Origin of the sequence: Altericroceibacterium endophyticum (assembly GCF_009827595.1) — a bacterium.
Classification (GTDB): domain Bacteria; phylum Pseudomonadota; class Alphaproteobacteria; order Sphingomonadales; family Sphingomonadaceae; genus Altericroceibacterium; species Altericroceibacterium endophyticum.
The window spans coordinates 413,149-430,734 of the sequence record NZ_WTYT01000003.1; the positions used below are offsets into that span (position 1 = coordinate 413,149).

Sequence of the window (17,586 nt, forward strand, 5' to 3'; positions counted from 1 at the left end):
CGCTTATATGGATTGGTCCCATGTGGGCGCTCTTGCGCAATTGTGAAGGAGAAAGCGACGCGGAGCAAGAAAGTGAAAAATTCCTCTTGCCGGATTCGAAAAGCGTTGCTAATTGCGCGCCTCCCCACCGGGAAACACTCCCGGAAAACGCCAGTGAGCGGGCGTAGCTCAGGGGTAGAGCACAACCTTGCCAAGGTTGGGGTCGAGAGTTCGAATCTCTTCGCCCGCTCCATTTCTACCATTGATTAGTTTGGTAACTCTTCTGGCATCGTTAGCGATGTCGAGGGGCTGTTGGCGCACATGTGGAACGCAACTTCCCAAGATAGCCGGTAATGCTATTTCTGATTCTTCGAACTATGCATCAATCGCAGCTCGTCCTTCGCTGAGATAATCAGGGCGACGCTTCTGCATCAACGAATTTCTCGGTAGTCAGACCAACGAGAACATTGTCACCAAGATGTATCTTGTTGGCGGATGAACGCATCTCTCTACCGGCCCTTCACGCACATCCACAATCAGCACGCCCTGTGCGGTTGCGATCCGGGCGAAGAACTGTTCCGGCAAGCAGGATGGCGATCAGCAGATAGGGAAAACCCTGGTCGAAGGCGTAGCTGGCTGTGCTGATGATCGGCCCGACGACGACCCCCAGGCCTTGCGCTGCGGCGACCGATCCTGCGGCAGCGCCCTGTTCGTGCGCCTCCACCGAGTTGGCTGCCAGTGCGGATACCGATGGGTATACCCAGCCCATGCCAAATGCGGCCACAGCGTAGCTTGCCCACAGCATTGGTGTCGATGTGGCGAAGATCACGCTGGCAAATCCCAGCGCTCCCAATATGCCGCCTACGCGGATCAGTTTTTCCGGGGGCCAGCCCAGCTTGCGCAGGAAGATCTGCGCACAAATCAGTGCCACCCCGACGATTGCCAGCGCCATACCCGAAGCATACGCAGCCGCACCAGGATCCAGGTGCAGGCGGTCGAGTGCGAAGAAGCCGACGATAATCTGTGCCACCGCCACGCTGAAGGCTGCAGCGAAAGCCACGATCATCGACTTGCGCAGCCGAGGGTCGGTTATGCGCGGCGCCGGGTGATCCGAGGGGGCCGGGATGTCCTGTCGCGGCAGGACTTTCCAGAGAACTGCCAGAGCGATGAAGGGAAGCACCGCGATCATATAGAGCGGCAGGCTCAGGTCGATCGGGCCGAGCAGCCCGGCGACACTGGGGCCGATCATCATGCCTGCTGCGCTCGAAGCGCCGATGGCGGCCATTGCACTTGCGCGTTTGTCAGCCGGTACGTGGTCGGCCACCAACGCAGCGCTGGTGGCGGGAACCGCCGCATAGAAAAGGCCCGCCAGGCCGCGACCCAGAACAATCCCGATAAAGGCCAGAAACGGAGCCATTGCTGCTTTCATGGCCAGATCGAGGAACAAGGCGTGCAACGCATAGCTGAAAGCGAAGCAGGTGAGCCCAAAGAGAATGACCGGGCGTCTCCCGCGCTTGTCGCTCCAGACGCCCCAAATGCGGGACATCAGCATCCAAGCAAATCCGGCAACGGCTACCGCGATCCCCATCTGCCAGGCAGCAAGCCCGATTACGCGCGCAATCGGGCCTGCAAGCGCCACGAAAGCCATGAGGGTCATGGTGCAGACGAATGTCTCGAACATCAGTGGTTTCAAGCTGAAGGGCGCGCTGACGGTTCTGGTTTCGGTAGCGATATTCATGACATTCCCAGGATAATTAGAGCGGATTCTTTGATGGACACACCCACCGAAGTTGCAATCAATTATCAATAGCAACTTCGGTGGGTGTGTCCTACAGTTCATTCTGTTTCCAGCAGCACGCAAGCTGACTGCTGAGGCACGAGATTGGAAAGAACTTTGCGATGCAGATGCAGACCCGTTTCATGGCCCGTTTCATGGAAGGCGATTTTGCCGTTCAGGACATCTTGCGCGAAGCGGTGTCCCTCTCGCTGACGGAACCGCCCTCGCAGCAGTGTCCCAGACGGGTGGTCAATGGCCGGTTTCGAGGCTGGATGTGGATGGAAGAGGTGCATCCGGGGCTGGTGGGTTCGGCGAGCGACCTCACCTCGGTCTCGGAGGCGATCATCGCTCAACCCATCGATCGCTGCATCATGATCAGCCTGTTGCTGAAGGGAGGAAATGGCAGGTTCCGGCCCGATGGCGGGGATGTGATCCCCAGTCCGACCGAACGCGCACAACTCCTGGGGATCGGGGAAGCTCGGCAATGTTCGCGTCATCTTATGGTTGGCGAGCATGGTGTGCGCGCGGGGGTCATGATCCTTCCGGCCTTTCTGGAGGCGGGGCCGGATGTGCTTTCCCAATGCGACATGGAAACCTTGCAGGGCCTGATGGAGCCGGATTTTCACGCCATGAGCCTGCGGCGCTGCGAGGTTATGCTCCATCTGTCGCGGGCGCTGGCGGAGGCGCCCTATTGCGGCTCGCTTGGCGCGCTATTTCGCGAATCCGCGGTTCTCCAGCTCATGTTCCGCACCCTGCAACTCGTACGTCAGGATGGGCACAGACGGTCGGCGCTCGGCACGCGCTGTTATGACGCGGTTCTCCAGGCCCAGAGCATTCTCGATGCCTCGTTTACATCACCGCCCGGGACGATCGAACTGGCGCGCCGGGTGGGCATCAATCGCAATGCTTTGCAGACCGGGTTCAAGGCTTTGTTCGGAACGACGGTTTTCGCTTATGTCCGGGAGCGGCGGCTGGAGATGGCCCGGATCATGATCGACGACCATGGGCTTGGTGCGGCTGAAGCCGCTTATAAGGTCGGCTTTGCCAGCCCTTCCGCTTTTTCTGCCGCCTATAGGCGCAAATTCGGACATGCACCGGTTTTCAGAAACCGATCGAACAAGCCCTGACACGGCGGGTGCCTGCGGATCTCTCCCCGCTTGTGCGCCTCGTGCTTCTGGCGACAGTTTTTGTGCTGCATGCGCCAGACGCGGCCATTGGAGGCATGCTGGCCGTCCGCTAATGAAAATCACTCGCAGATACTTGCCCGGCACTGTTGGGCGCGCTCTTGCCAGAGCAACTTCTCAGGGGAATTTCAGTTGTTTCGTGCTCGTTCTCGCCTGTCGTCATCCTGCATCGCGCTGGCCGCGCTGGGCTGTGCCGCGCCCTTGATGGCGCAAGAGACCCACCGCTGCCAGCGCGGCGATGACTGCCAGATTGTTGTGATCGCCGGCGCGCTGACCGACGTCATCGCCACGACGAAGACAAACACCCCCATCATCGAATCGCCGCAATCGATCTCGGTCGTCAACAGAGCAGAAATCGATCTTCGCGCAGCCCAAACCGTGGCCGATGCCTTGTCATACACGGCCGGCGTCCAGGCTCAGCCTACGGGGGTAGACAGCCGCGTCGACGAGGTCAGCGTTCGCGGGTTCGGGGCTGGCGGTTTTGCGTCGAACAACAACTTCATCGACGGGCTGCGCATTCCCGCAGGCGGCGAAGGGACGTGGTTGCGCCCCGCCTTTGATGCCTTCGCGCTTGACCGTATCGATGTGCTCAAGGGGCCATCAGGTGCGCTCTATGGGCAGTCCGCGCCGGGTGGTGTGGTGAATCTCGTCACCAAGCGCCCGAGTTTCTCATCGCAGGGTGAGATTCTGCTGCAGGGCGCGGGCTATACCAATCTTGGTGACTGGTCGTGGCAGGCCGGGGCCGACTTCACCGGACCGCTGAATGGCGAAGGGACGCTCGCCGGGCGGATCGTCGGCCTTGCGCACCATGGCGATACCCAGATCGATGGCGTGACGACTGGCCGCTATTATGTTTCGCCAAGCCTCACCTGGGAGCCTGGCGAGAGCACACGCTGGACGGTCATTGGCCAGTATCAGCGCGATGAAGGCGGATCGACCTTCCAGTTCCTGCCCTCGCTCGGCACGCTCTACCCCAGCGACGGGCGTGTGCTCGACAAAAGCGCCTTCCTTGGAGAGCCCGACTGGAACCAGTACGATCGCAACCAATATCTGATTGCCTCCTTCTTCGAGCAGGATCTGGGCAGTCAGTTCACCCTGCGCAACAACAGCCGCTATTCGCATCTCGACACGATCTATCGCGGTGTGGTGCCCGCCGGCAATACGCTGACCACCTGTCCCGAAACGATCCCCGGCTGCATTGCGGGGCGCACGCTCAATCGCAGGGCCGTGCAGGGCAATGGCAAGACAAACGGAATTGCCACTGATACGCAGATCGAAGCGCGCTTTGCGACCGGCGCGATCGAGCATATTCTGCTTGGCGGTTTCGACTTTTTCCGCGCCGAGTGGGAGCACACCTATAATCTGGTGAACGGGGCGCTGGTTCTCCCCATCCTCGACATTTTCAATCCCAAGCCGCGCGGCACGGGAGGCTTTGCCGATAATATGCGGGCCGTGATCGACACCGAAACGGTCAGCCGGCAGACAGGGCTGTATCTGCAGGACCAGATCAGCGTAGGCCGCTTGCGTCTGACCATCGGTGGACGGCAGGACTGGGCGAAGGACCGCAGTTACAATCCCCAGACGGGCGGTCGCCTGACGACCACAAGCGATGCCTTCACCTGGCGCGCCGGTGCGGTGTGGCTGTTCGACAACGGGCTGGCCCCCTATGCCAGCTATTCGGAAAGCTTCCAGCCGATGGTGTCCAACCGCGATCCGGCGAGCAGCCAGGTCGAGGGCGGGGTGCCTTTCGTTCCGACGACTGGCCAGCAATATGAAGTGGGCCTGCGCTACCAGCAGGGCGACAGCATCTATGTGACGCTAAGCGCCTATCAGATTACCCAGCAGAATATCACGACGCCCGATCCCGAAGGTACGCTGTGCGGCATATCGGTGTGCCTTGTGCAGACCGGTGAAGGCCGCGTCCGCGGCGCGGAACTGGAAGGCAAGGCCAGCCTGCCATGGGGAATGACCGTAATCGGCACCGCAACCCGCAGTGATAGCGAAGTCACCGAGTCCAACACCGTCAGTGAGATCGGCAACACGCTGTCGCAATTGCCCGAATGGATGGCGTCGCTGTTCGTGGATCAGAGCTTCACCTCGGGTGCACTGGCCGGGCTGGGGCTGGGCGGCGGCGTGCGGTATACGGGCGAAAGCTATGGCGATACGGCCAATACGCTGGCGATCCCCGACTACGCGCTGTTCGACATGCTGGTTCGGTATGATTTCGGCGTCACCAATGAACGCCTTTCCGGCCTGTCGCTTTCGCTCAACGCGCGCAACCTTGCGGACAAGCACTATATCGCCAGCTGCATCAGCCCGGGGTGCTATATCGGACAGGGGCGCGTCGTCACCGCTCGCCTGCAGTTTCGCTGGTGAGCACCGTGATGATATCCGGTCTCGGTTACGGTCTGACTGTGGTGGCGGCAGCGCTCGTCTATCTCGGATCATCCAACCAGCCCCTGCTCGCGTCACGGCGATGGCGGGGGATGCTTCCGTGGGTCGGGATCGCGGGACTGGTTGCGGCGTTCGTGCTGCTGCTGCGTGATCGCGGTGCCGTGACGACCTCATTCATTCTGGTCACGCTGGCGATGCTGACATGGTCCTTCCTGCCGGTGATGGTTGGCTGGTTCATGCGCGGTAAGGGGAAAGGGCGATGAAACCTCCCCTGAGGGCATCGAACTGGTTGGGCAAGGCCAGCGCCGGGCTTGTCATGGGCTTTCTGCTCGCGCTTGGCGCGGCGGGCCTGTTGCGGACCTTGGTAGCGGGCGGGGCGACGCCCTTTTCGACCGTGGGCCAGTTTTCCATGTGGATGATGGCCCCGGTCTGGGCACTGACCGTTTCGCTATGTTTCTTCTTCCGCACCGGCCCGCGCGCCTGGGTGTGGCTGACGCTCGCCAATGGTCTCGTCTGGGGCCTTGTCATATTGTTGGGAGGGCCGGTCCGATGAAGATGCCTGCCGATGTCGTCAAAATGTACAAGGAGATCCACGGCTGGGTCGGGATCATCTCCGGGCTTGCCTTGTTCATCGCCTTTTATGCTGGTGCCATCACCATGTTCGAAGGGCCGGTGCAGCAATGGGCTTCCGCGCCCAGCCAGCTTGCCCCCGCTCCATCGCTGCAACGCACACCAGAACTTCTGACCAAGGTCATGGATGCGCACCCCGAAGCGGCCGCGTCTTATGAGGTCAACCTCGTCATCGACGCCCATCACCCTGCGCGCCTGGTCTGGAAAAGCGGCGACCCGGAGGAGATTGAGCATGGCGGCGGAACGACCCACTACGCCTCACTGCGTCCGGATGGCAGCTTGCAGGTCGAAACCAGCGGGCCATCGCCGGTGGCCCAATTCATCGACGATCTGCATCGGAATATCGGCCTGCCGTTCGATCACGAGATTACGATGCCGATCATGGGCGCTGTCTCGATGCTCTATGTCATCGCGCTGGTTTCGGGTCTGATCGTCCTGTTGCCCAGTCTGGTGAAGGATCTTTTCGCATTGCGCTTCGGCAAGAACGTGAAGCGCATGTGGCTCGACCTGCACAATCTGCTCGGTGTGTTCAGCCTGCCGTTCCATATCGTCATGGCGCTGACTGCCCTGGTCTTCGCCTTTCACGATCAGCTCTACATGGCGCAAGGCGTGGCCTTCGACAGTGGCGGCCAGCGCCCGCGCATGGTGGCCGCAGGGCCATCACCCGAGCCACTCGCACCAGCGGAGATGGTTGCGAAGCTGCGTGAGGAGGCTCCCTATTTTGAACCCTATACGCTCAGCTATGCGGCTATGCCGGGCGGGCGCAGCGTCGTGCGCGCGACGGGCGGCGACCCCGACTATCCGATCCGCACGCCGCTTTATGGTGTGGTGACCGCGGACCCGGTGAACGGCAAGATTCTGAGCGTGGACTATATGCCGGGCCGACAGGATGGCTGGTCCGAAGCCGTCACCAGCTTCTTCGCGCTTCACTACGGCAGTTTCGGCGGTGGGCCGATCCGTTGGGCCTATTTCCTGCTGGGGCTGTCGGGCGCGTTTATTTTCTACACCGGCAACCTGTTGTGGGTCGAATCGCGGCGTAAACGCGAACGCAAGGCCGGCGCGGTCGAGCAGACGCGCGCCACCAGGATATTGGCCGCGCTCACGGTCGGCGTACCGCTTGGCTGTATTGCCGGCATTGCGCTGACGCTGTCTGCGGCCAAGCCCCTTGGCCACGCAGCCACGACCGAACTGCATAGCGCCATCTACTACGCGGTATTCCTGATGTTCACCGCATGGGCGCTGGTTCGCGGCGCAGCCCGCTCAGGGCCGGAGCTGTCATGTGCGGCGGCCTTTGCGCTGCTGACCATTCCTGCGGCGAGCCTGTTGGCAACATCCGACTGGCCTGGATCACTTTCACTGTGGCTCGTCGATGGCACGGCTGTGGCGCTGGCTGTCCTGCTTGTCCGAAGCGCTGGTGGCGCGAAGCGACGTGCCCGCAGCGGACCGAGGGATAGCGTATGGGCGGCCAAAGGAGCCAGCGCGATCGGCGAAAGCGTTTGAGCGATTAATGCGGGCGCATTCAAGCTGGCACCTCTGCGACAAGCTGCCCGTCAGCATACTGCCAAGTTTTCAGCGTACGCGTCTTCAGGTGGCATTCCTGCCGCCCGATTCGCCAAACCAAGAAGAGTGTCGTATGCAAACACCATGTCAGACCGGCATGAAGACTCAGTCGAAGAGGTATTGCAGTCCTCCTCAAGCGCCGCGCAGTCCTTTGTCGCGGCCAGCTGGTGTCGCTCGGGGCTCAAGCATGGGCTCGATGCCGGGTCCGCGCGGGTGCCGGAGCTGGTGTCCGGCAGCGAGCTTACCCAGCGCAGGCAGCGCTATGGCCTGATGCTCGAAGTCGCGCGTCCGCTGCTTGACCAGCTGTACCAGACTGTCGCCGCCACCGGCTGCGCGGTCATGCTGTCCGACAGGGACGGCGTCATCCTCGAATCGCGCAGCCAGACCGGCGACCGTGCAATGTTCGACCAGGTCGGGCTGACCCCGGGCGGGGTGTGGAGCGAAAGCCGCGAAGGTACCAACGGGATCGGCACATGCCTCGTCGAAGGGCGGCCGGTCACGATCCACCGCGACCAGCACTTCGCCTCGCGCAATATCGGGATCAGCTGCATGGACGCGCCCGTGCACGATGCGACGGGGCAGCTCATCGGGGCGCTCGACATTTCCAATTGCCGGGACGATCACAACGCGGCGATGGGCGCGCTGATCCAGAAGATCGTGCAGGACGCGGCGCGCAGGATCGAAAGCGGAGTATTCCGCAAGTTCTTCGCAGGGCACCGGATCATCGATGCGAACCTGCCGGGAGGCGAGGCGGCGCTGCTGGCGGTGGACCGTGATGATCTGGTGATCGGAGCAACCTATGCCGCGCGTCATCGCCTGAACCTGTCCGATGCCTGCCTGACCGGATCGCGCAGCGCGGCAGACATTCTCGGCGGCGAGGAGACAGCGTCCTTCCACGACTCGGAACGGGCGGTGCTCAGACGTGCGCTTGCGCAGGCCGATGGCAACGCCACCCGCGCTGCCAAGGCGCTCGGGATCGGGCGGGCGACGCTCTATCGCCGGATGGAGAAGCTCGGCCTGACGCGCGATTGACGCTTCGTTTTTTCAAACTGTCTCGATAGCGAGACAGTTGCGCGGATCATCCGCCCGGCGGCACTTTCCAGCGCGGTGTTTTCGCGGGAGCATCATCCTCACGACCGGGACAGCCCGGCGATTTCGAGAGGATGACATCATGGACATGCAGACCAATCCCGCCGCATCGATGACCGCTCCGTTTGCAGAGCGGTACGATAACTTCATCGGCGGCAAATGGGTTGCACCCAAGGACGGGCGCTATTTCGACAATATCTCCTCAATCACCGGCAAGCCGGTCGGCCAAATCGCGCGCAGTCAGGCGGCGGATGTAGAGGCCGCGCTCGATGCAGCGCATGCGGCAAAGGATGCGTGGGGCCGCACCAGCGTGGCCGAACGCGCGTTGATCCTGAACCGGATCGCCGATCGGATGGAGGACAATCTCCAACAGATCGCCATCGCGGAAACCTGGGACAACGGCAAACCGCTGCGCGAGACGATGGCCGCTGACATCCCGCTGGCGATCGACCATTTCCGCTATTTCGCGGGCTGCATCCGCGCGCAGGAAGGCGGCATTTCAGAGATCGACCACGATACGGTCGCCTATCATTTCCACGAGCCGCTGGGCGTGGTCGGGCAGATCATCCCGTGGAACTTCCCGATCCTGATGGCGGTGTGGAAGCTCGCCCCGGCATTGGCTGCGGGCAATTGCGTGGTGCTGAAACCCGCCGAACAAACCCCCGCTTCGATCATGGTGCTGATGGAGCTGATCGGCGACCTGCTGCCCGCCGGGGTGGTCAACGTCGTCAACGGGTTCGGCGTGGAAGCGGGCAAGCCGCTCGCCAGCAGCAGCCGGATCGCCAAGATCGCCTTTACCGGCGAAACCTCAACCGGCCGCCTGATCATGCAATATGCCACCGAGAACCTGATCCCGGTGACGCTGGAGCTGGGCGGCAAGAGCCCGAACATCTTCTTCGAAGACGTATGCCGCGAGGATGACGACTATCTCGACAAGGCGATCGAAGGTTTCGCGATGTTCGCGCTCAACCAGGGCGAGGTGTGCACCTGCCCCAGCCGCGCGCTGGTCCACGAGCGCATCTATGACCGCTTCATGGAAAAGGCGATCAAACGCGTCGAAGCGATCAAGGCGGGCAATCCGCTTGACATGGAGACCATGATCGGTGCGCAGGCCTCCTCCGAACAGCAGCAGAAGATCCTCTCCTATATCGATATTGGCAAGCAGGAGGGCGCCGAGCTGCTGACCGGCGGCGAAGCGGCGCGGTTCGAGGGCGAAATCGCGGACGGTTATTACGTCAAACCGACCGTGTTCCGCGGCAACAACCGGATGCGCATCTTCCAGGAGGAGATTTTCGGCCCCGTCCTCTCGGTCACGACCTTCAAGGATCAGGACGAAGCGCTGCAGATCGCCAACGACACGCTCTATGGTCTGGGCGCAGGCGTGTGGAGCCGCGATGCCAACACCTGCTATCGCTTCGGCCGTGCGATCCAGGCCGGGCGCGTGTGGACCAACTGCTACCACGCCTATCCCGCGCATGCGGCGTTCGGCGGCTACAAGCAGTCGGGCATCGGGCGCGAAAACCATCGCATGATGCTCGACCACTATCAGCAGACCAAGAACATGCTGGTCAGTTACAGCGCGAAGAAGCTCGGCTTCTTCTGAGGCGACAGGCCGGTGCGGTGGCTGTCCGCCGCACTGCCTTCCAACTAAACCAAGATTCAGGAGAAATGTCATGAGCAAGACCATGAAAGCTGCCGTCGTTCGCGCCTTCGGCGAACCCCTGAGGATCGAGGAAGTACCGGTCCCCGAAGTCGGCCCTGGCATGATCCAGGTGGCGATCCAGGCCTCGGGCGTTTGCCATACCGATCTGCACGCGGCGGAGGGCGACTGGCCGGTCAAGCCCGAACCGCCCTTCATTCCGGGGCATGAGGGCGTCGGCTTCGTGTCCGCCGTCGGCAAGGGCGTCACCCATGTGAAGGAAGGCGACCGGGTCGGCGTTCCCTGGCTCTACTCCGCATGCGGCCATTGCGTGCACTGCCTCGGCGGCTGGGAAACGCTGTGCGAAAGCCAGCTCAACACCGGCTATTCGGTCAATGGCGGGTTCGCCGACTATGTGCTGGCCGACCCGAACTATGTCGGCCACCTGCCCGACAATATCGGCTTCAACGAAATCGCCCCGGTGCTGTGCGCAGGCGTCACGGTCTATAAGGGATTGAAGATGACCGAGACCAAGCCGGGCGATGCGGTGGTCATCTCCGGCATTGGCGGGCTTGGGCACATGGCCGTGCAATATGCTGTCGCGATGGGGCTGAACGTGGTCGCGGTGGACGTGGACGACGCCAAGCTCGATCTGGCGCGCAGGCTGGGAGCGAAGGAGACGGTCAACGCCCGGACCGACCATAACCCTGCCGCCACGGTCAAGCGATTGACCGGCGGCGGTGCACGCGGCGCGCTGGTGACGGCGGTGAGCGAGAAGGCATTCGAACAGGCAGTCGGCATGATCGGGCGCGGCGGCACGCTCGCGCTCAACGGCCTTCCGCCGGGCGATTTCCCGCTTAACATCTTCGGCATGGTGCTGAACGGCATCACCGTGCGCGGCTCCATCGTCGGCACGCGGCTGGACCTTCAGGAATCGCTGGACTTCGCCGCCGATGGCAAGGTGGCGGCGACAATCTCGACCGCCAAGCTGGAGGATATCAATTCGGTGTTCGACCAGATGCACAAGGGCCAGATCGAAGGCCGCATCGTTCTCGACATGACGCAGTAAAACCAGGCGATATACCGAGCGAGATGGCAATCACGCTGGAGGGCTGAGCGGTCCACCGCGTGATCGCCTGTACGCGGATCGGGGCCGGTACGAGATTGTGGGGATCTGGTGGCCGACGGAAACCGGCTTTGCACTAATCACGAGTGAAAAGGCCGCGAAACCGGCTGCTTCGCTTCTGGTCATGATGGATGGCTCAATTCACGCAGAATGGGGTGAGAGCCGAACGGATCAACGCATTCGAGTTGTCCGCAGGCCTCACGCCGGTTGCGATCAGGTGTCCTGCTCCTCGGCAAACGGAGGAAATAGCGGCAACCAGCGCCTGCGACGGTTGCTGTCCGCCGAGCAGGTTCTTCACGGCCCAGGTTCCGGAGGGATCGTCCATGCAGCGCACGGCGGCCCGTAGATCGATGAATTCGGGATCGTTGTAGATGGCGAGTTCGATCTCGTCGTAAGCGTAAAGAACGGGGTGTGTGCCGATTGCGATTGCCGCGACGATTTCATCAAGCATTATCGAAGGTGCAATCTCTTGCTTGAACTGTGCCTCCCTATCGCCCGTCATCGCTTCGCGCTCATATAGCCGGCAGAGCGCCTCGCGTAGCAAATTGCTCTTGCTGCCGAAGTGATGGGAGACGACTCCAAGAGTGGAGTTGGCTTCTTTCGCCACGGCCCGGAAAGTGACACCCGAACGCCCTTCGCGCGCGAGAAGATTGGCCGCAGCATCGCTAAAAGAGGTTTCCGAGCGCCCGCCATTCCTGAACATGTCTGCAAAGCTTGCCGTGACGCCGGAGCGATATGCCAGCCGGCAGCCATCACCTGCTACCTGGCCCGCGTCCAGCCATGCGACCAATGCTTGCGCTGTCTCTTGCAGCAGACTTGCGTCCAGAATTGGTTTCCATTCCAACAGGTGGCGGCAGGCTTCACCATCGGCGAAAGCCACAAGAGTGTCCGCATGCTTCCCTAAACCCAAGAGCTCGGCAAGCTGGGTCCAGAGGCGGGTCCATGCCTCGTCCCAAGCCAATCGCGCTGCCACTGCCTCACCTTTCGCGGGAAAGGATTTTGTCCGACGCCAAGCCATCGCGAGCGGTCGTTCGCCGATCCAGCGATCGATCAGAGAGGCAATGACGAATGACCGCAGACCCGCACTCATCGGTTGATCGCCTAAACATGCAAGGTCGCAAATAACGCTTTCCATCCAGACCTTTGCATCGGCCAGGGACCGTAGCGAAGCACTCACATACAACTGTTCCAATCCGCCAAAGTAATAATCGATCGCTGAGGCGGCAGTGCCGATCGAGGAGGTAAGGCTGCGAACACTCAGGGCGTCATCGGGTGAGGCGCTCCAGTGGTGGATTACAGCCGATATGAGCGCGTCTGACCGCCCTTTCTGGTCACTTTTCTCGTTCTTTTTTGAGCCTTTATCGGCCGCACTGGTGGTCTTGGTCACTCAAAATCCCTTCTGGGCCAACCTTGTGCCAGAGTCTCACAACCGTAATCAACTGGTCACGAACCCGACATACAAACGTTCTAGGCAGCCCTCGAATCAGTTTCAGGGGGTATAGGTAATGAGTGTTCTTTTCCACACCATCCGTCGCCATGCGTTGCTCTGTTGCGCTGCAACCACTGCAATGTCGGTGGCGATGCCTGCGGTTGCGCAGGACCAGCCGCTCCTTGCGCAGAATCAGGATGATACGGCTGACGAGAATGTAATCATCGTGACCGGCTCAATCCGTGAATCGCTGGCGAACGCGACCGAGGCAAAGAGGCGGGCCGTGAATGTGGTCGACGTGGCCACCGCCGACTCGGTCGGTCGTTTCCCGGACGAGAATACCGCAGCTGCACTCGCTCGACTGCCAGGTGTTGCTGTTCAGCGCGACCAGGGCCAGGCGCGCTATATTCAGGTGCGCGGCGCGCCCAATCGCTGGACCTCCGTCAGCATCGACGGGATTCCGCAAACCGGCGTGGATGAAGGCGGATCGGAACGCGCCTATCGCTTCGATGCTGTGCCCGCGGTCCTGTTACAGCAATTGGTGATTAACAAGTCGCTTACCCCCGACATCACGGCTGAAGCCATCACCGCGAATGTTGATCTGGAGACATTCTCGCCGCTGGATAATGGGGGGGGAAGGCTTCAATGTGAACGGCGATCTCGGCTACGGTTTCATGGATCTTGGCGATGGACAGCAGCGTTCCGCTTCGCTGCGCGCCTCATGGTCGAACGACGTGGTCGGCATTGCGCTGGGCGGTTCGCACTATCTGCGTGATCAGGTAACCGACAACCGTGAGGCAGGCTACAGCGCCGATGGTGCCCCGACCGATATCGACATTCGCAGTTACGAGCTGGAGCGGTCGAACAATGGCCTGTTTGGCACATTGGAGTTTCAGGCGAGTGATGATCTGCGTCTGTTTGCGCGCGGCATCTATACCGAATTTACCGACAAGGAACACCGCAACGCATACCAGATCGAACTGGAAGACGCCGAAGCGGGCACGCGGGGCCCGGTGACCGGCGAATTGTTCAACGTACCTATCACGACCAATTTCAACGATGGTCTCTACGAGAACGAGAACATCATCCTCTCGACTGGCTTCGATTACGAGTCCTCCGGTGACTTTGGTCTGTCGGGCAAGCTCGGCTATACGCGTACCAAGAACACCACCGATCTGCCGCTCGTACAATCATCGATCCGCGACCTCAGCGTGATTTACGATCGCTCGAAGGATCCGCGTTTCCCCATCGTCGATCTGTATCGCACAGTCGATAATGGTGACGGCACATTCTCGCGCGGCGCCCAGCTGTCCTCCATTCCCCAAACCGAACAGAGCGTGCCGAGCACAATCCTCCTTCCGATCCTGCAAGGAACGGTTTCGAACGCTTATTCGGGCAAGCTGGATGCGTGGAAGGAAATAGGCGAACTGAAGCTCAGCGGTGGTCTGTTCGGCACACACCGTGATATCTCAGGCAACAATATCGGTGTTGGCGGCGTCGTGCCGTTGGCCGCCCTCGGCTTCAACCCCAACGATTATGTAACCGATCGTGCATGGGATACCCGTTTTCCGCTCGGCCTCGATATCAATTACGTCGACGATGTCGCGCTGAATAAAGACCTTCAGGCAGCGTTGGCAGCAGGAGACATTGATACCGAAGACTTCGTGCTCCCCACTTCGCTCTATGATCAGCAGGAAACGATCCTCGCTGCTTACGCGATGGGGCAATATGAAAGCGGTCCGCTGCTGATCACCGGGGGCGCGCGGGTCGAATGGTACAAGATCGAGAATGCGGGGAGTGTGCTCAGTGGTTCGGAGGCCACGCCGGTCGCGACCTCGCAGGACTTTTTCGACATCTTTCCCAGTATAAATCTGCGCTATGAGGCGATGCCCAATCTGGTTCTTCGCCTCGGCGGTCAGCGCGGCATATCGCGCCCGGCCTACGCGGCGATCCGCGTGGGTGCCTCGGTCAGCGATACCGACGCCACGATCAGCGGCGGCAATCCTTCTCTGACGCCCGAATATACCTGGGGCCTAGATGCCAGCGCGGAATATTACTTCGCCGACAATGGGATGGCCTCGGTCGCTTTCTTCCATCGCTGGGTGGACGACGTGCTGTACCAGAGTCAGGGCGTGGTCGGCTCCGATCTCTATAACAGCGACGGCATCGATCGCTCCGGCTACCTGCTCAGCTCCACCTTCAATGGCGACAGCGGCAGACTGTACGGTGTGGAATTCAACATTGAAAACCAGTTCGATTTCCTCCCGGGCTTTTTGTCCGGGTTCGGCGTGCAGGGCAATTTGACCTTGCTTGATGGCGAATTTGACGGAATCGATGCGGCGACCGGCCAGACCGCCACCTTCGACTTCCAGGGCCTGTCTCATACCGTTGCCAATGCATCGCTCTTTTACGAACGTGGCGGCCTTTCGCTGCGTGTCGCGTATCAGTGGCGGTCGAAATATCTCGATACGCTGGGCGGCCTTGGTGCGGGCGAATTTCGCGACGGCTACGAGAATCTCGATGTCACAGTGCGCTATGCTCTGAATGACAATCTGACCCTGTTCGCCGATCTCGCCAACCTGACCGACGAGACTTACGTCGCCTATGAAGGCACCCCGGCTACCCCATCCGAAGTGGAGCAGATCGGCAGCCGCTACCTGTTCGGCATCCGCTTCAACTTCTAATTGTCACTTTGGGAAGGCAGGCGAGGGTCTGCCTTCTCCACTTCATACGATCCGAGGTCCGTCCCATGCGCAAGTCACTCTCTTTGCTCACCGCCGTCCTGATGTTCACCTCCACCCAGGTGCAGGCGCGCAACATCGTGCTCACCAATGACGACGGCCTCACCAGCAATGTCGTGGCGCTGTATCACGCACTCAAGGAAGCCGGGCACGATGTGATCGTGTCAGTCCCATGCACCAATCAGAGCGGCATGGGGGCGGCGCTCAGCATCGGGCGGCCGCTCGCCCCGCTGGAGCAGTCCTGTCTCAATGACGCCGCACAGGCAGGTGATCCTGGCGCCGGCCCGATGACGCGCGACGATCTTCCCGCGGACGACTTCTACTACGTGAACAGCACCCCGGTCATGTCGCTGCTTTACGGGCTGGACGTGCTGGGCATGGAGCGTTGGGGCGGTGAGCCCGATCTCGTGCTGTCGGGCCCCAATGAAGGGCAGAATGTCGGCGCGATCATTCTGAGTTCGGGCACTGTCAGCAATGCGCAATTTGCCGCCGTGCGCGGGCTTCCCGCAATTGCCCTTTCGGCAGGCGCGAACAGCGAGGGCGCAGATCTTGCCAACCCTGTTTCCGTACAGGTCGCGCAGCGCGCCGTGGAACTGGTCACGGCGCTGGATAACAAGGCGGGTGACGGCGCGTTGCTGCCGCGCGGGCTTGCGCTAAACGTCAATTTTCCGGACGATCTGGCAGGGGCGCAATGGCGTCAAACGCAGATCGGCACCTATAATGCCTATGCGATCGGGTTCTCTGACAACATGGCCGAGACCGCTTCGCCCACTATGCGGGCCATGGCCGAGGCGCGCGGAATACAGGTACCGCCGCTGCCGGGCCTCAACTTCGAGATGAACGAGACCTCGCCCACAGCAGACCAGCAGAATGACGAATCCGTCGTTTACCGCCAACATATCGCGGTGAGCCCGATGCAGGCCGGCTATGCTGCGTCGCCCGCTGGCGCGGCCACCGTCGATTGGCAGCTGTCCAAACTCCTTTCCGACAGCGCCGACTAAACTGGAGCTTGCCGGATGCGTCCGATCCTCCTGCCGCTTGCCGCGCTGGTCCTGCTTCCCGCCTGCGATAACGCCGCCCAACCTTCGCAGGCCGAAGCCGAACTCTCTCCTGTCGCCGCCAACCAGGAGGCGCTTACGGATGAGCGCCGTGTGCTCGACTTGGAAGGCGGTGTGAACTTTCGCGGCCTCGGCGGATACAGAACCGCTGACGGCCGGATCACGAAGTGGGAAACGGTCTATCGTTCTGGTTCGCCGGCGGGCCTGACCAAGGCCGACAATGACGAACTTGCCCGTCGCGGCATTCGCACCTTTTGCGACTTCCGCTCCACGGAAGAGCGCGCGAGCGAGCCAAATCCCTATGTCGCTGAAAACAGCGATGTCGAATATTGGACGCGCGATTATGCACTGAATGCAGGGGATCTGATGCATGTGCTCGGCGGTCCGGATGCGAGTGCCGAAAAATCGCGCGAGGCCATGACCGGCCTTTATCGCACCATCGCGCAGGATAATGCCGAGAGCTACGCGCAGATGTTCCGCTACCTCGCCGAAGCCCGTACACCGCTGGCCTTCAATTGTTCGGCGGGCAAGGACCGTGCGGGGACCGGGGCGGCCCTGCTGCTGACCCTGCTTGGCGTTCCGCGTGAAACCGTGGTCGCCGATTACGCGCTGTCCGACGACCTTGTGGATTATCGCGCGCAGATGCAGGAAACTGCCGACAGCAACCCATCCTACTCCGCGCTGGCGCAGCTGCCATGGGAGACCGTGGAGCCGCTGGTCGCATCCGATCCGGCCTATATCGAAAGCGCCTTCTCCGCACTTGAGGACGAATATGGCTCGGTCGACGCCTTCATTGAGCAGGAACTGGGCGTCACCAAAGACATGAAGCGCGCGATCGTGGAGAACCTAACCGAAGAGGCCTGAGCGAAGGCCCGAATGTTGCAGCTTGCGCGGGAGCGCCGGACGTATCAACACCATATCAGTTGGCGTCGTACCGGCGCTCCAAATGGCCCCACCGCACCAACGGTGGGGTTTTTGTT

14 protein-coding genes and 1 tRNA gene are annotated in these 17,586 nt (G+C 61.3%); 13 read left to right on the top strand and 2 right to left on the bottom strand.

Going from position 1 to position 17,586, the window contains the following annotated elements; all coding sequences use genetic code 11:
• The first annotated feature begins 157 nt into the window (after positions 1–157).
• Positions 158–232 (top strand) — tRNA-Gly (locus GRI91_RS09010).
• A 267-nt stretch (positions 233–499) separates the two neighbouring features.
• Here GRI91_RS09010 and GRI91_RS09015 read toward each other — a convergent pair.
• A complete protein-coding gene (locus GRI91_RS09015; RefSeq protein ID WP_160736309.1) occupies positions 500–1,717 on the bottom strand; it encodes an MFS transporter in 1,218 nt (405 codons plus the stop codon).
• 161 nt (positions 1,718–1,878) lie between these two features.
• Between GRI91_RS09015 and GRI91_RS09020 the strand changes: the two genes are divergently transcribed.
• The 8 genes from GRI91_RS09020 (at position 1,879) to adhP (ending at position 11,321) form a co-directional block, all read left to right on the top strand.
• Positions 1,879–2,883, top strand: coding sequence for a helix-turn-helix transcriptional regulator (locus tag GRI91_RS09020; RefSeq protein ID WP_160736310.1), 1,005 nt, complete (start codon positions 1,879–1,881; stop codon positions 2,881–2,883).
• Positions 2,884–3,072: 189 nt separating this feature from the next.
• Complete coding sequence (locus GRI91_RS09025) at positions 3,073–5,316, top strand: TonB-dependent siderophore receptor (RefSeq protein ID WP_237437757.1); 2,244 nt, start codon at positions 3,073–3,075, stop codon at positions 5,314–5,316.
• Positions 5,313–5,597 carry a hypothetical protein gene (locus tag GRI91_RS09030; protein WP_237437758.1) on the top strand — a complete coding sequence of 95 codons (285 nt, stop codon included), beginning with the start codon at positions 5,313–5,315 and terminating at the stop codon, positions 5,595–5,597. The genes GRI91_RS09025 and GRI91_RS09030 overlap by 4 nt, the downstream gene beginning before the upstream one ends.
• Positions 5,594–5,887: a hypothetical protein gene (locus GRI91_RS09035; protein WP_160736312.1), complete on the top strand. Its 294-nt coding sequence runs from the start codon at positions 5,594–5,596 to the stop codon at positions 5,885–5,887. Before GRI91_RS09030 ends, GRI91_RS09035 begins: the two co-directional genes overlap by 4 nt.
• Positions 5,884–7,464: a PepSY-associated TM helix domain-containing protein gene (locus GRI91_RS09040; protein WP_160736313.1), complete on the top strand. Its 1,581-nt coding sequence runs from the start codon at positions 5,884–5,886 to the stop codon at positions 7,462–7,464. Before GRI91_RS09035 ends, GRI91_RS09040 begins: the two co-directional genes overlap by 4 nt.
• A 144-nt stretch (positions 7,465–7,608) precedes the next feature.
• Positions 7,609–8,556: a GAF domain-containing protein gene (locus tag GRI91_RS09045; protein WP_160736403.1), complete on the top strand. Its 948-nt coding sequence runs from the start codon at positions 7,609–7,611 to the stop codon at positions 8,554–8,556.
• A 139-nt stretch (positions 8,557–8,695) separates the two neighbouring features.
• Positions 8,696–10,216 carry an aldehyde dehydrogenase gene (gene adh, locus GRI91_RS09050; RefSeq protein WP_160736314.1) on the top strand — a complete coding sequence of 507 codons (1,521 nt, stop codon included), beginning with the start codon at positions 8,696–8,698 and terminating at the stop codon, positions 10,214–10,216.
• Between the two features lie 70 nt (positions 10,217–10,286).
• The gene (gene adhP / locus GRI91_RS09055) at positions 10,287–11,321 is read left to right on the top strand and encodes an alcohol dehydrogenase AdhP (RefSeq protein ID WP_160736315.1); all 1,035 of its coding nucleotides are present in this window, start codon (positions 10,287–10,289) and stop codon (positions 11,319–11,321) included.
• 193 nt (positions 11,322–11,514) lie between these two features.
• Here the strand turns inward: adhP and GRI91_RS16335 are convergent, their stop codons facing one another.
• A complete protein-coding gene (locus tag GRI91_RS16335) occupies positions 11,515–12,765 on the bottom strand; it encodes a TetR family transcriptional regulator (protein WP_160736316.1) in 1,251 nt (416 codons plus the stop codon).
• Between the two features lie 118 nt (positions 12,766–12,883).
• Between GRI91_RS16335 and GRI91_RS16075 the strand changes: the two genes are divergently transcribed.
• The 4 genes from GRI91_RS16075 to GRI91_RS09075 all read left to right on the top strand — a co-directional run bounded on the left by GRI91_RS16075 (position 12,884) and on the right by GRI91_RS09075 (position 17,470).
• Complete coding sequence (locus tag GRI91_RS16075) at positions 12,884–13,582, top strand: TonB-dependent receptor plug domain-containing protein (RefSeq protein ID WP_237437759.1); 699 nt, start codon at positions 12,884–12,886, stop codon at positions 13,580–13,582.
• Positions 13,482–15,491, top strand: a complete 2,010-nt coding sequence (locus tag GRI91_RS09065; RefSeq protein ID WP_237437778.1) for a TonB-dependent receptor — start codon at positions 13,482–13,484, stop codon at positions 15,489–15,491. Before GRI91_RS16075 ends, GRI91_RS09065 begins: the two co-directional genes overlap by 101 nt.
• A gap of 65 nt (positions 15,492–15,556) precedes the next feature.
• Positions 15,557–16,549, top strand: a complete 993-nt coding sequence (locus GRI91_RS09070; protein ID WP_160736317.1) for a 5'/3'-nucleotidase SurE — start codon at positions 15,557–15,559, stop codon at positions 16,547–16,549.
• Between the two features lie 15 nt (positions 16,550–16,564).
• Positions 16,565–17,470, top strand: a complete 906-nt coding sequence (locus GRI91_RS09075) for a tyrosine-protein phosphatase (RefSeq protein ID WP_160736318.1) — start codon at positions 16,565–16,567, stop codon at positions 17,468–17,470.
• Positions 17,471–17,586: the final 116 nt, after the last annotated feature.